Below are 14096 nucleotides of genomic sequence, written 5' to 3' on the forward strand. Positions count from 1 at the left end.
CACCTAAGTTCGTAAGGCGCAGATTATACCTTCAGAGTTTGAGCTTGGAAAGCTAACTATCTGGATGGCTAAAAAGTAGCAGGTTCATTTACTGATTAAAAATGCCGTTCTTAATCCTGCCAATGAAAAAGGCCTCTATGGTGGAGGCCTGTTGATTGGTAGGGTTAATGATCGAGATAGAGGTAGTTTTGCCAGCTCTTCATTCGAATCAGGACTTTACGCATGATAGAAACATGGCTGAACCTATCTGAATAGACGGCCACTTCAACTGCAGTACCTAAAGGAAGTTGGTACTCAGTGAGGTCGTCAGTAATTTTAAGCGTCACAAAGACTCGTCCACTGGTTCTCAATGCTTCAGTACCGAGTAAGCTACCACGAGCTTGGAACTGGCTCTCACCGATAGCGGGTAAAACATCAATCACTTCGCCTTTAAACACTTTTCCTGGTAGTGCTCTGAATAGAAACTCAGCTTCAAAACCTGGTTTTAGTCTTTGTAGCGAATTTTGGCGAAACGCGGCGGTATAGATTTTTTCTTCGGTATGGACGAAAGTCATAACCGGTGCCAGCGGTAGCGGTACGGCCATCACACCAGGTCGCAGCGCAAGTTGTGTGGAAAAGCCATCTGTGGGCGCTCTCACGACGGTCTGCTCTAAGTCAAACTCGGCTTTGCGAAGGTCAGCTAAAAGACGAGCAACAGTGGTGTTTTCACCGCCTATCTCAGAGTCTAGCGCTAGCTCAGCTTGTTCAACGCCCGCTGCTGCGGACTCCACGGCTGCTTGCGCCGCTTTGTAGGCTTGACGGCGAGTATCAAGTTGTTGCTCGGTGAACGCACCTTTATCGTAACCACGTTGATAGCGCGAGAACTCTCTTTGTGCTTTATCTCGTTCAGCAATCGCTTGTACTTCTGCGGCTTTGGCGGCCTGAAGCTTAGACTCTAAGCCAAGGGCTCCCTGGCTTGCTTCTTTGATTTGAGCTTCTAACTTAGACACTTCGGCCTGATAAGGGATGGGATCAATTCGAAACAAAATATCGCCTTGTTGCAATGGCTTATTTGCTTCGACAGGGACCTCAATCACTTTACCACGCACGCCAGACACGATCGGTGTTGAAGAGAAAACCTGATTGCCGATCTGAGTAAATGGGTGGTTGAAGTTCATTAATAGAATCAGCGTACCGATCAAAACCACGCCCCCAAGCACTGCTGTTGGGACAGTCCACTTATTCAATGGGATATTGAATACTTTGAAAATGGTAATACACAGCGCGGCATAAGTCAGAATGAGTAGTAAATCCATTATTGCTCCTCCTGCTTATTGTTATCATCAGACTTTTTCTGGCTTTGGGTTGCTTTGAGGGTTGCAATTTCCTGCTCTAACTGATCAACCTGATCGATGAGGGTGGAAACTCGATGGTGAATATCATGCTGCTCTTCTTCGAGCTTTTGAAATCCCCAGCCCCGCTCTTTTCGCCAAATGGTGGCCCAAATCCACAAAAATGGCCAAATGGCATGAAGAGTAAAGAGGCTAACCCAGCCCGCGTAGTGAATGGCGTCTTGGTGGGGATGCCCGCGCTCTTTAGCTATTTCATAGGGAATATCGTGAATAACGATAATGCCATAGAAGATAACTAGGGCAACAAAGACCAACAGCCCTAAGGCGAAGTAGTCTAAAAACATAGCTAAGTCCCTGTAGTTGTGTTTCTAAATTTAAATCGTACGGCGGTTGAGAAATAAAGTATAGAAATAAAAACAACAAATTAGCGATTAATTGGTTACAATTTTGTCGAAAGTTAAAGCACAGCGACGTTATGCGAGGAATGATGGGTTTTCAGGGAGAGATTGCCGTAATATGTCTTGGTCAGGCGTAGCTTTCGGTTTGTTGGTACTTTCCTTGTTCTTTATTCAGTAGTTGACTACTCAGTGCAGACTTGATTACGCCCATTTGCTTTGGCTCGATAAAGTGCTTTATCTGCTCGGTAAAATGTGCGCTGGGTGTTTTCGCCCTCGCGATGGAGCGTAATGCCAATACTCACGGTTAGTCCGCGTTCGCCAAGAATATTTTGCCAACCAAAATTGAAAATACGCTCACGGTAGTTTTCGGCATGCAATTCAGCCTGCTCGAGTGTAGAACGTTCGAGAATCACCAAGAACTCTTCTCCACCAAAACGCACACATGAAGCGCCACGAAACTTGAAATAGGTTGAAAGTTCGTGGGAGACGTTAACAATAGCTTTGTCGCCAATCAAATGGCTCAGCTCATCATTGATCGACTTAAAGTGATCGATATCGACGACCATCAAAGCAAATGGCACATCATGCAACAGCAAGTCTTTCAGTTTGACATCCAACCAACGGCGGTTGTGTAGAGAGGTCAAAGGATCGGTAAACACATCTTGTTGAAGCTGAGCTACGGTATGCTTTTGGCTTTCTGTAGTCTCTTTCAGCTCTCGGTTCTCTTGCTCAGACAAGATCAGTTTTAATTGCAACTCAAAACGAGAAAGTCGACGTAGTTGACTGGCGCCTAACTCCCCGATTGGGATCTTCTTCATTAGCTCACTCTCAATCCGGTAGGCGTTTTTTTGGTATTCTAGGGCACTTTTGAAATCATCGCTCTGCGCGCTAATTTCCGCCAGCGAGTTACATAGCTGAAGGTTGAGGATCGGAGACGCGTATTGTTTGATTCGTTTTCGGGTTGATTCTAGAACCCAATTGGCAATATGAGGTTTATTTACTTCACACAGGCAGGCAGCAAGTTCTAAACGGATCATGTTAGACAGCCAAGTCGAGTGAATGTTACCTGTCGTGTACTGTACGTTGCCAAGACAACGCATCGCTGAGTCTAGTTGTCTGCTTTGTCGATATAACTTTGCTTGGTAGAGAAGAATTTGGCCAGACAGAACTTTGTCACTGACTAGGATGCTTAACTCTTCACACTCTTTAATCAGATCGCTTGCAGCGGTGGTTCGATTGAGTTCGATATAACACGCTAACATATAGAGTTTGTATCGCAAACGGAGCGAACGACTACTAATGGCATGGTCGATACTGTCAACTTTTTGATAATAACGCAGTGCACGGTTGTGATCGCCATAGGCATCGCATAAGTTGCCCATACCTATGACCGCAAGAACATAAGCATCAATGAAGCCGTTATCGACCGCTATCGTTGATGAACTGCTGTATTCACCAAGAGCACCATGGTAATCCCCATTTTCTACCAGTTTATCTGCAAGTGCGTTGCGTACCTCTAAAATGAGCTCAGCGTCTTCAGGCAGAGAGAGATAACTTAACGCTTGTCTAAGTTCATCGATGCTGGCTTGCAACTGCTTCAGCTCAAAACGAAACTCAGCGCTAATGATTAAACACTGTGCTTTTTCCTGCGATGTGGTTGCTACATGTAGTCTGACATGATCCCAAAATATCAACGCCTCTTCACCGGACACGGAAGCTGCATCTAAACCAGATTCAGATATCTTTTTAAACAATGCTTCCATCATGATCTTCCTGTTGCAGGCTGTCTTCGAGCTGCTCTAATGTGAAAGGGAAAGAGAGGATATCTTGGTATACAACCTTAGGTAAGTCTTGGTTGAGCCCACGACGGTGCCATGGGTAAATTTCAATCATTTTTGCAAGGATATGGAAAACGTTAAGCGCTTCTTCACCTTTGTCGGCCAGAAGTAATCCGAGGCGTTCACTGCTCAGTCGAGCCAGCAGATCTTGTTTATTACAAATTGAGTGTGTCAGTTCCGCACAGACATCAAGGCAGTTGGAGTCATGGTGTTGGATGGTGATGACGGCATGGTTCGAGCGTTTCAGTTCAGTCTTGAATAGAACTAACTGCTCCCACCAATAGGTTTCCGATACCATCTGACTTAACTGTTTGTCTGGGTCAAATTCATGTTGACCACGAATTCGGTTGATCAGCTTGCGGGCGCGTTGTTCGAGCTGTCGTTTAGACGCGCGGGCTTTGTCGTTACTGACTCTTGCTGTTTGCTCGCGGAGCATAGCAATAGAGTGTTTACGATATTTTTGAAACGCTTGAAGGGCTGTTTGGTAGTCGCCCGACTCTTCAGCGACACGAGATTGTTGGAAACAGATTTGCGATAGCAACTCGCCATTGTCGAAGGAAATGGCAGACTGTTCTGCCTGTATGAGTAATTCTGCGGCTTTTTCGGGTCTTTTACGTAGAAGTTCGACTCGCGCTCGGCTAATGAATGAGTGCGCCTTCATCCAAATGAGATCGTGGCGCAGGGCGAGTTCGTGAGCTTTGCTGGTGGCTTGTTCTGCATCCTCGATGCGCTCAAGTCCTAGCAGGGCTAGTCCTCTAAAATCCCACACTTCTGCTTGCCATGTTTTATCTTGATGGTTTTTTAACACTTCCATCGCACCATCGAGAACCGAGAGCATTTCCACATAGTTGTTGAGTAAATACAGATCCCAAGCGAGTAAGATTCGTGCCTTACCTTCGAGCCAGCCAATACGGCTGTTATTGGCCACCTTAACGGCTAATTCATGGGTAGATTTGGCAAGTTGGTATTCGTGGGTGATACGCCAGACATTACCAAGGCCAATCAGTGCTTCGAGTTGGATTTCTGTTTCATCAACTAGGGCAGACTGCTCTAGCGCGTTGATCCAAAATTGCTGTGCGGAGTAGTATTTGGCTTCTCCCCAGTAATGCAGGGCGTGAATGTGTAAGATTTCTGGAAGGAGGTCGTCAGTATCAAGTGCATTGAGTTTACTATGGGCGTCTTTTATGTACTTTAAGCCCTTGCGGTACTCCATTGTGCACCAAGCACAACGAGACATGATGATTAGACACTGGATTTCACCTTCAGGGAAAAGGATTTGCGATGAGCGAGCGGCGCATTGCTCAGCAATCGCCCACACTTTATCGGCTTCCGTTTCAATTCGCCTTTTGAGTTGCTCAATTTCGACTTTTAACAGCCGCTGGCTTTTATCCAATGAATCAATCCTTTACTGCATCAGTGTTCACATACTTACTGGTATTATATTAATTGCTAAAGAATGAACACTACTAAAAGTGCTAAAACAGAAACTGTTTACGGGCATTCGTCACATTACTGAGAATTATGAAAGTAGTTCGCGCAAAGTCAAAGGTGATTGAGTCAATTCTAAAGTTTGAGCGGCTGTCCTTCCTGTCTTATCCTGATAGCATAAATTATGCCATGCTCTGAATATATCAAGCATTGGCATCAGTCCACCTGGACGTAACTTGCGCCTAGGTTCATTGATAAAGCTCTCAAACAAAGTTTGAAAACGATGTTGATAAAACTCTGTTTGGCGGATTGAAGCCTTACGAATCCACTGTTTTGGTTGGTTATTATTCCCAGCTAGGTAACAAATACCTTTAGAGGCTTGTTCGCCAGACACTATTGCCCACCTATCGCGCCACCATCCCATGTGAACAATATCGATTTTGTCGATTGGGTTTTCTTCTCGCCACGCTTTATCTTCCTCAACGTACATAAGGTCGATATTTTGACGCTGTATTCTCGGCAGGCAAACACTCAAGGCCGCAGAACGTAGTACCGGATCTTGTGGCAAATATATGGAGACTTGACGCTCACTGTGACACATATCCATCACGTGCAGAAAATGCGCGTAGGAAGTATAGGGTGGACGAATCAACGCACCCTTCGACGGGTAGTTAAATACCGTAAGATTTCCCATTGGATCTTCAACGTTACCGCGAGCCAAAATGGTTTGATATTGCTGATCAATGCGCTCCCTTAAGAACGGAGAAGGGGTTGGCGCTGGCATATTGGCTTCGGATGAATGTTCACGTGAAACGAATCGTGCCGGAAACTGATACGGATCGTGATCGACACTCCCACTAGGTTCTTCGTCAGCAGAATAATTGACGTGTTGACATAAGATGTAACCACTGTGCGCTTCACCAGTCGCTATCCACAAAACGCCATTATTGCTTTTGGGCTGGAGAGACACGTAATGAGAGGCAAGCTCATAGTCTTGAGCGTGGTTTACCCAACGGGCGTCAAACATGGCCAGTTTTCTACGACAACGACTTGCGATGTGATCGAGGTGATCGTAAAACGTCTTTGGATTGATCTCTAACTTGCGGCATATTTCGCGTACGGAATAGCCCATAAAGAGCAAACCAAGTAGGTTTTCTTGGAAGTGCAGTTTTTTATTGGCACCTGACCATTTATCGACAAACGTCGACTGACATGACTTACAACGGTAACGCTGACGGTCACCGCTATAGCCAAAGGCATGGTATAGATGTTTATGGGTGTGGACAGAAAGTCCGAAGTTTTGACAGTCGTCATTACGACAGGCGGGTAGGCCGTCGCTGTGGAGATGTCTAAGGCGGTGAAGTTCATTTAAAACTTCACGGTTATTAAGTAAGGGGGGGAAAGCACCACACTCCCGACATACCATCGCAGGTCGCTTAGGGTTAGCATGCTGCACAACGTAACGATGCGCTTCACTCAATCCAAAGTTGTCACACGCCAATGTTTTACAAAAGTTGAGCTGTAACCCGTCTGCTTCCTGTGGCAGTTTGCCAGTAGTCACTATCTCCCCCTCGGGATATTCAGGCCATCAAAGACAACTTTGGCGGCAATAAGAATAGAATTAGATGTTGATCGCTGTTTCTAGAGCCACTTTCATCATGTCGTTGAATGACTTCTGACGCTCTTCTGAACTTAGCTTCTCACCACGGATGATGTGGTCAGATACAGTTAGGATAGTTAGTGCTTTCGCCCCTAAGTCTGCAGCAACACCGTAGATACCTGCTGCTTCCATATCAACACCTAGAATGCCTAGCTTTTCCATCTTCTCGAAGATGTCCGCTTCTGGTGTGTAGAATAGGTCTGCAGAGAATACGTTACCTACTTTTACAGGAACTTGTTGAGCACGCGCTTGGTTCACCGCTTCTTCAAGTAGACCGTAGTCAGCAATCGCCGCGAAATCATGGTTGTTGAAACGAATGCGGTTAACTTTAGAGTCAGTAGAAGCACCCATACCGATCACAACGTCCATTAGGTTTACGTCGTCACGTACCGCGCCACAGCTACCTACACGAATTACGTTCTTCACGCCGTACTCAGCGATAAGTTCGTGCACGTAGATACAGCAAGAAGGGATACCCATACCGTGGCCCATAACCGATACTTTTTTACCTTTGTAAGTACCAGTAAAACCAAACATATTACGAACGTCACAAACTTGTTTGACATCTTCTAGGAAAGTTTCAGCGATGTACTTAGCGCGAAGCGGGTCGCCTGGCATAAGTACTGTTTCTGCGAAATCACCAGGTTGAGCGTTAATGTGTGGGGTTGCCATAGTTATTACTCCAAATTTATTAGTCAATCACGGTGTTGATTACTAATTGTGTTGATTTTGAAAAATCTGTTGAGGCAATACTAGCTATATCTGCCAATACTCCATGAGAAGTATGTCACAAAAGAGCGGCTATGTGTGCCAAATTTACCTATTGATAACCAAATGTGTTGAAACTGGTAAAGCAATCGATTCGGCAAAACGTTTGCTTTATGTGGTGAACCAAATAAGCAATTTTTTCGTACCATTTCCCATGATTGTACAAACACTATTTTTGTACAGTTGAAGAAAATTATGCTAAAACTTGTACAGGATTTTTACTTGTATAGCCACAAGGTTCGTAAGGAGCTCGTTATGGAACAGAAGATTAAGATTGGCATCAGTGCTTGTGTATTGGGTGAACGAGTGCGATTCGACTCCGGCCATAAAGTCAGTAAGTTTGTGACCAAAGAGCTCGCGCCTTATTTTGATTTTGTATCCGTCTGCCCTGAGGTGGGAGCCGGGATGCCAGTACCAAGACCGACGATTCGCTTAATTTCGAATGAAGAGCGAATTGCTTTGGTCGAAACGAAGGATCCAAGCAAGGAACATACTCAACAAATGATCGACTTTTCCAAAGCAAAAGTAGAGGCGCTAGCGAGTGAGCAGTTATGCGGCTATATCGTCTGTGCTAAATCACCAACTTGTGGTATGGAAAGAGTCAAAGTCTACAAAAATGGTGGGGCTGAAAACATTGGTGTCGGGCTTTATACCAGAGAGTTAATGGAGCGAATGCCATGGCTACCGGTAGAAGAAGACGGTCGGCTCAATGATCCTGTGCTCAAAGAGAACTTTGTAACTAGGGTCTACACCTTACAAGATTTCTATCAGTCTATGGGTGATGAACCGACAAGAGGGAAAATCGTCGCATTCCACTCTAGATATAAGTTGGTACTGATGGCACACCATCCTCAGTCCTATAAAAAATTAGGCAGCTTAGTCGCCAATATAAAAGAGTATCGGCTTGATGAGTTTTACTCTCTCTATCGTGAAGGGCTAATAAAAGCGATGTCGTACCGAGCGAGCAGAAAGAATAACACCAATGTTCTTCTCCACATTCAGGGCTACTTTAAACGTCAATTAGGTAAAGCCGAGAAACAAGAGCTGCGTCAGACCATCGATGATTATCGTGTCGGTTTACTCCCTTTGCTCGCCCCCCTCACTCTGCTTAAACATTACTTGTCGGCGCATCCTGATCAGTACCTTTCTCAGCAGGTGTTCTTCCAACCTCATCCTCAGGAGTTACGTTTAAGATATGGATTGTGAACAAAAGCAGTATGCAATTAGAGAAGTGTCTCAACTGACTGGTGTAAAGCCCGTGACATTGCGGGCTTGGCAACGGCGCTACAATTTAATTCAGCCACACCGTACGGAAAAAGGTCACCGAATCTATACTGAGCAGCACATAGCGCTTATTGGGGAGATACAGAGTTGGCTGAGTAAAGGAGTCTCTATCGGTAAGGTCAAACAGGTTTTAGATCTGAATGACGCCGGCGAGGCAAATGAGCTGACTGTTGTCAATCATTTGGATGAGGTGCCGTTGTTGTTAGAGGCTTTAGCTAAGCTCAGCAAAAACAAAGCGGACTCCATCATCGCCACAGTGCTGAAAGAGTACCCGATTGATATTGTAGAGCGGCAGTTCATTCAGCCCACTGAAAAAGCGCTTTCCGTGGTTCGGTTCGGTTTACGATCACTCCAAACTGGGATGATGAGAACCTTATTAGTTGCACGGCTTAACGAGATTTTAGAAGCAGAAAACAAAGTATCTAGCTCTAAACGTTGCTTACTTATTTGTTATGAAAGCACCAACGATATCGAGTCTCGCTTGTGGGCATTAACGCTTTCTCAGTCAGGTTTGCATGTCGTTATTGTCGATGGTGTCGATGACTTGTCGGGATTAGTAGAACACCCTGACTTACATGTTTATGACACATTGGCGATTTTTAGTGGACGTCCAGTTACCGTAGCCCAGCAATCTCACATTGAGAGAATTAAGCTCAGTTTTAGCGGCAACCTGGAGCTATCCGATATGGTAGAAAGCGAGTAAAACGATGAAGTTAGTATGGCTACGTAGAGACCTGCGTGTCGAAGATAACCGTGCCTTGAACTTAGCATTAGCATCAGGCCAACCTGTCGCAGCCATTTATGTTGCAACACCTAAGACTTGGCAGCGTCACGGCTTGGCACCTATTCAGGCAGACTTGATCTTTCGTCGCTTATGCGAATTGCGCAATGATCTTGATTTACTCAATGTCCCTCTATTCTATGTGCAAGTAGAGACGTTTACACAGGCGGCAGAGAGAGTGGCTGATTTGGCACAAGCCAACTCAGTGAGCGGCGTTTTCTACAATAAGGAGTATGAAGTTGACGAGCGAAATCGCGATTCATATTTAGAACAGCAACTGAGCGATTCCGATATCGAAGTGATAGGGGTCGATGACAAGTGTGCGTTGAGACCGGGCAGTGTGCTCAATAAACAAGGGGACTACTTCAAGGTTTTTACCCCGTTTAAACGCGCATATCTTACCAAATTGTACCAACAGCCTATTAGCGTACTGAAAGCAAAGCCTGTCGACTGCAAAGCTGAGCTTCAATCCATAGACGGCATAGAACGGCTTTCGTCGGCTTGTGCTCTAGATTACCCTCGTGTGTACAGTGGAAGTTACTCTGTCGAAACCAATGCTATCATTGGTCAACTTCGACGTTTTGTTTTTGAACGTTGTGATCAGTATGATCAGCAAAGGGATATTCCATCGATCAACGGCACCAGTATGCTATCTCCCTATTTAGCTATAGGGGCCTTATCGATACGTCAGTGCATGGCCCGTCTCCATAATAGTCAGACATTGCCACTCACCGCAGGAAGAGAAGTTTGGCTAACTGAATTAGTCTGGCGCGACTTTTATCAGCACTTGATCTACTTTGAAGATAAGTTGAGTAAAGGCAAGAGCTTTGTTGAATGGGGAGATTCACTTACTTGGCGAGACTCAGCCAGCGCAGTGATAGCTTGGCAAACAGGACACACAGGCTATCCCATTGTTGATGCAGCAATGAGGCAGCTAAACCAGACTGGCTGGATGCATAATCGATTAAGAATGATTGTGGCCAGTTTTTTAGTCAAAGACCTGCATCTAGATTGGCGTGTCGGCGAACGATACTTTATCTCGCATCTCATCGACGGTGACTATGCGGCCAATAATGGTGGCTGGCAGTGGTGCGCTTCTACCGGTTGTGACGGCCAACCCTATTTCAGGATCTTTAACCCCATTTCTCAGGGAGAGAAATTCGACCCTCAAGGTGACTTTGTTTACCAATGGATTCCTGAGTTAGCCAAAGTACCTCGCCAGTTTATCCATCAACCCTGGAAGTGGAGTAAAGCAAAGGAATTGTCATATCCGTCACCAATAGTTGATCATAAGACCGAAAGAGAGATAACCTTAAGCCTTTATAAAGATGCTAAGGACAATGTGAATGGTACGTAAGTTTATCGCGTTCTTTTGTTGTATAAGTTCGCCTTTATTTGCGGCTACTTACGACTTGCCTGCAAAAGAAAGCAGTATAGTAGGCAGAACTCAATATCATAAGGTGCAAGAAGGTGACACATTGGCGAATATCGCCAAGCAATACGATGTTGGTTTTCTATCTCTTATGGCTGCAAATAAGGGGGTAGATCCCTTTCTTCCCACTATAGACTACGTATTGACTATTCCGACCCAAATTATTTTGCCTAATGTTGAACGTCAGGGAATCGTGATCAACTTAGCTGAGTTACGACTCTACTATTTTGAACCTGAGATCAATAAGGTACATATTTTCCCTGTCGGCATTGGACGTATAGGGCGTGATACTCCAGAAATGGAGACTAAAATCAGCCAGAAACGTCCAAATCCTACGTGGACTCCACCAGCATCGATTCGAAAAGAGTATCTTGCCAAAGGCATCGAGCTACCAGCGGTTGTACCGGCCGGGCCTGAAAACCCACTAGGAGAATACGCGTTACGCTTGGCGTACGGCGCTGGAGACTATCTAATTCATGGGACCAACAAAGATTTTGGTATCGGACTTAGAGTCAGTTCAGGTTGTATTCGCATGGATCCGAAAGATATCGAGTGGTTGTTTTCACAGGTTCAGTTAGGGGAGAAGGTACGTGTGATCAATGAACCTATCAAGGTGGCATTAGAGCCAGATCGAAGTGTCTTTCTCGAAGCTCATGAGCCTTTGACTCGTAGTGATGGTATCAAGAAACCTTTAATCATGCCGCAAGAACTGACATGGTGGTTGGAAGAATTTGACCAGTCGGATGTTAAGGCACGAGCCGCAATCCTTGCTCAAAACGGTGTTCCCGTCGAAATCGTCGCATCAAGCTTTATCAACTAAAGAACAAAAAAAGAAAGGGTCTGCATGCAGACCCTTTCTTTTAAAAGACGTAATTACTTAGTGTAAGACTGAGCAATGTTGTCGATACGCTCATTTGCACGAGCTGCTTCTTCTTGAGCTGCCATAGCCGCATTACCAGACTTACGAACTTCTGATTGAAGAGTTTGAACGTCTTGGCTTAGCTGGCTTACTTGATTGCTCAGTTCATCCATTTTCGCAGTAGTAGCTTCGTCTGGACCAGACGCACAACCAGCTAGTAGAAGCACAGAAGATGCTGCAGCTGCGATCAACATTTTGTTCATAAGTGAACTCCTTGCATATATAAGTATCAATAAAATGCCCTATACCTTTTTGTGTATAGTAACGTCCATTAGTCTAACCCTAATTTTACGCTTCCAAAAGTCAGAAAAAGTCAAAAAAAACCAAGATTTTAGGTAATTATCGAATTAGTTGACCCACGTCTCATTGGTGAGAGCAATGAATGTAAGGCAATAAAAGTGATACTTTTATTGCCTTAGTGACATTCGATATTATTTTATGTGATCTCTATCCTCCTTAAGCGAATCCAGTTATCATAGTCTGTTTTTATTAATTCCCGTGTTGTAAGGCTCCATCATAAGCTTCGCCTGCGACACTTAATGATCAAATGGAGAATACTTTGCACTTTAAAGATTTAGGTTTAGACAATCGCTTACTCAAGAACTTAAAGCATTTTGACTTTAAGAAGGCGACAGAAATACAGCAACAAGCGATCCCGGTCGCGATTGCAGGTAAAGATCTGTTGGCTTCTTCGAAAACGGGTTCTGGTAAGACGTTGGCTTTTGTTTTGCCTATGTTGCACAAGTCATTAAAAAACAAAGCATTCTCTGCAAAAGATCCTCGCGCAGTGATTCTTGCACCAACGCGTGAGTTGGCAAAACAGGTTTACGGCGAACTACGTTCTATGCTGGGTGGCCTGACGTACGACGCGACTCTGATTGTTGGTGGTGAGAACTTTAATGATCAGGTGAAAGCGCTACGCCGCTACCCTAAGTTCATTGTTGCGACGCCAGGGCGTTTAGCCGACCACTTAGAACATCGTTCACTATTCTTAGATGGACTTGAAACACTTGTTCTTGATGAAGCAGACCGCATGCTTGACTTAGGCTTTGCTCCTGAACTGCGCCGTATTCACCTCGCTGCTAAGCATCGCCGTCGTCAAACTCTCATGTTCTCTGCCACACTTGATCATGCTGAAGTGAATGACATCGCTTTCGAAATGCTTGATGCGCCAAAACGTATTGCGATTGGTGCAGGTAGCGAAGAGCACACAGATATCACTCAGAAGTTTTACTTGTGTGATCACTTAGATCACAAAGAAGCGATTTTAGAACGCATCTTAGAGCAAGAGAACTACAAGCAGCTGATTATCTTTACGGCGACGCGTGCCGATACGGAAAGACTGACCGCCAAGCTGAATGAGAAAAAGCTTAAAGCGATTGCGCTTAGCGGTGGCTTAACTCAGACTCAGCGCAATACGATTATGAGTCAGTTTGAACGTGCTGTGTTTAAGATTCTTGTCACAACCGATATTGCTTCTCGCGGTTTGGATATTGCTAGCGTTACGCACGTGGTTAACTTTGATATGCCGAAACATACTGAAGAATATGTTCACCGAGTCGGCCGTACTGGTCGAGCAGGTAATAAAGGTGACGCAGTTTCTTTGGTTGGGCCAAAAGACTGGGATAGCTTTAAGCGTGTAGAGGCGTTTTTACAGCAAGATTTAGCATTCTCTGAGCTTGAAGGGCTGAAAGGTAAATTTAAAGGCTTACGTCCTAATAAACCCGATTATCGTGGTAAAGGTAAGTCTGCGAAGAAAGCGGCACCACAAGCCAAGAAAGCAGCCAAGAAACCCGTTAAACGCGATAAGAGTTTTCATCAGAATGTTGCTGTGGGTGATACGGTATTCATTCCGAAAAAGAAAGTCGCACCGAAAACAGACGACGAATAAGCCGTCAGATAACAAGAAAATGTCAAGTTTTGGCTTACTAATTCATAGATGTTGCCAAGATTTGTATCGATAATGCAATCCATAATTCGCGCCATTGTAAAACATTGCACGGCGCAGGGTCACTAAGGAATTATATTATTTAACATAGTCTTACAGGATGTTGCTTGGTTTGTGTGAGAGGGTACTTATGTTTGGTTAACCTAAGTTTACCATTTTATTTCCTGATTACCACCGACTCTCAGCTAGCTTGAGAAGCTTTTCTGGCATAGGTGGTGCGCATACCGATGCCCTTAAAAGTGCAAGGGTCATGTCCTCAAGGTTAAAGCGATGATTGAATCTAAAGCAGAATTCTCCAAGATATCTCGG

General features: G+C 44.8%; 12 protein-coding genes and 1 pseudogene. 5 read left to right on the forward strand and 8 right to left on the reverse strand.

Annotated features, from left to right (window positions below):
* Positions 1-164: 164 nt before the first annotated feature.
* The 6 genes from QTN94_RS12215 to deoD all read right to left on the reverse strand — a co-directional run bounded on the left by QTN94_RS12215 (position 165) and on the right by deoD (position 7327).
* A complete protein-coding gene (locus QTN94_RS12215) occupies positions 165-1295 on the reverse strand; it encodes an HlyD family secretion protein (RefSeq protein WP_331427781.1) in 1131 nt (376 codons plus the stop codon).
* Positions 1295-1675: a DUF3302 domain-containing protein gene (locus tag QTN94_RS12220; RefSeq protein ID WP_331418146.1), complete on the reverse strand. Its 381-nt coding sequence runs from the start codon at positions 1673-1675 to the stop codon at positions 1295-1297. Before QTN94_RS12220 ends, QTN94_RS12215 begins: the two co-directional genes overlap by 1 nt.
* A gap of 236 nt (positions 1676-1911) precedes the next feature.
* Positions 1912-3492 carry a diguanylate cyclase domain-containing protein gene (locus QTN94_RS12225; protein ID WP_331427787.1) on the reverse strand — a complete coding sequence of 527 codons (1581 nt, stop codon included), beginning with the start codon at positions 3490-3492 and terminating at the stop codon, positions 1912-1914.
* Positions 3476-4960, reverse strand: coding sequence for a tetratricopeptide repeat protein (locus tag QTN94_RS12230; RefSeq protein WP_331427782.1), 1485 nt, complete (start codon positions 4958-4960; stop codon positions 3476-3478). Before QTN94_RS12230 ends, QTN94_RS12225 begins: the two co-directional genes overlap by 17 nt.
* A 126-nt stretch (positions 4961-5086) precedes the next feature.
* Positions 5087-6556, reverse strand: a complete 1470-nt coding sequence (locus QTN94_RS12235; RefSeq protein ID WP_331418148.1) for a lactate dehydrogenase — start codon at positions 6554-6556, stop codon at positions 5087-5089.
* Positions 6557-6616: 60 nt separating this feature from the next.
* Positions 6617-7327: a purine-nucleoside phosphorylase gene (gene deoD / locus QTN94_RS12240; protein ID WP_005394915.1), complete on the reverse strand. Its 711-nt coding sequence runs from the start codon at positions 7325-7327 to the stop codon at positions 6617-6619.
* A 351-nt stretch (positions 7328-7678) separates the two neighbouring features.
* Between deoD and QTN94_RS12245 the strand changes: the two genes are divergently transcribed.
* The 4 genes from QTN94_RS12245 to QTN94_RS12260 are packed head-to-tail and all read left to right on the forward strand — an operon-like array spanning position 7679 to position 11740.
* The gene (locus QTN94_RS12245; RefSeq protein ID WP_331427783.1) at positions 7679-8629 is read left to right on the forward strand and encodes a YbgA family protein; all 951 of its coding nucleotides are present in this window, start codon (positions 7679-7681) and stop codon (positions 8627-8629) included.
* On the forward strand, positions 8619-9410 hold the full coding sequence (locus QTN94_RS12250; RefSeq protein WP_331418150.1) for a MerR family transcriptional regulator: 792 nt from the start codon (positions 8619-8621) through the stop codon (positions 9408-9410). Before QTN94_RS12245 ends, QTN94_RS12250 begins: the two co-directional genes overlap by 11 nt.
* 4 nt (positions 9411-9414) lie before the next feature.
* The gene (gene phrB / locus QTN94_RS12255; protein ID WP_331427784.1) at positions 9415-10845 is read left to right on the forward strand and encodes a deoxyribodipyrimidine photo-lyase; all 1431 of its coding nucleotides are present in this window, start codon (positions 9415-9417) and stop codon (positions 10843-10845) included.
* Positions 10835-11740, forward strand: a complete 906-nt coding sequence (locus QTN94_RS12260; RefSeq protein WP_331427785.1) for a L,D-transpeptidase family protein — start codon at positions 10835-10837, stop codon at positions 11738-11740. Before phrB ends, QTN94_RS12260 begins: the two co-directional genes overlap by 11 nt.
* A 53-nt stretch (positions 11741-11793) precedes the next feature.
* Here the strand turns inward: QTN94_RS12260 and QTN94_RS12265 are convergent, their stop codons facing one another.
* Complete coding sequence (locus tag QTN94_RS12265) at positions 11794-12042, reverse strand: Lpp/OprI family alanine-zipper lipoprotein (protein ID WP_331427786.1); 249 nt, start codon at positions 12040-12042, stop codon at positions 11794-11796.
* 344 nt (positions 12043-12386) lie between these two features.
* On the opposite strand from QTN94_RS12265, the gene QTN94_RS12270 reads away from it, so the two are divergent.
* The gene (locus tag QTN94_RS12270; protein WP_331418152.1) at positions 12387-13730 is read left to right on the forward strand and encodes a DEAD/DEAH box helicase; all 1344 of its coding nucleotides are present in this window, start codon (positions 12387-12389) and stop codon (positions 13728-13730) included.
* A 225-nt stretch (positions 13731-13955) separates the two neighbouring features.
* Here QTN94_RS12270 and QTN94_RS12275 read toward each other — a convergent pair.
* Positions 13956-14096 (reverse strand): annotated as a pseudogene (locus QTN94_RS12275) (IS1595 family transposase); the annotation flags it as partial.

The organism is Vibrio sp. M250220, from assembly GCF_036533795.1.
In the GTDB taxonomy this organism is placed as follows: Bacteria; Pseudomonadota; Gammaproteobacteria; order Enterobacterales; family Vibrionaceae; genus Vibrio.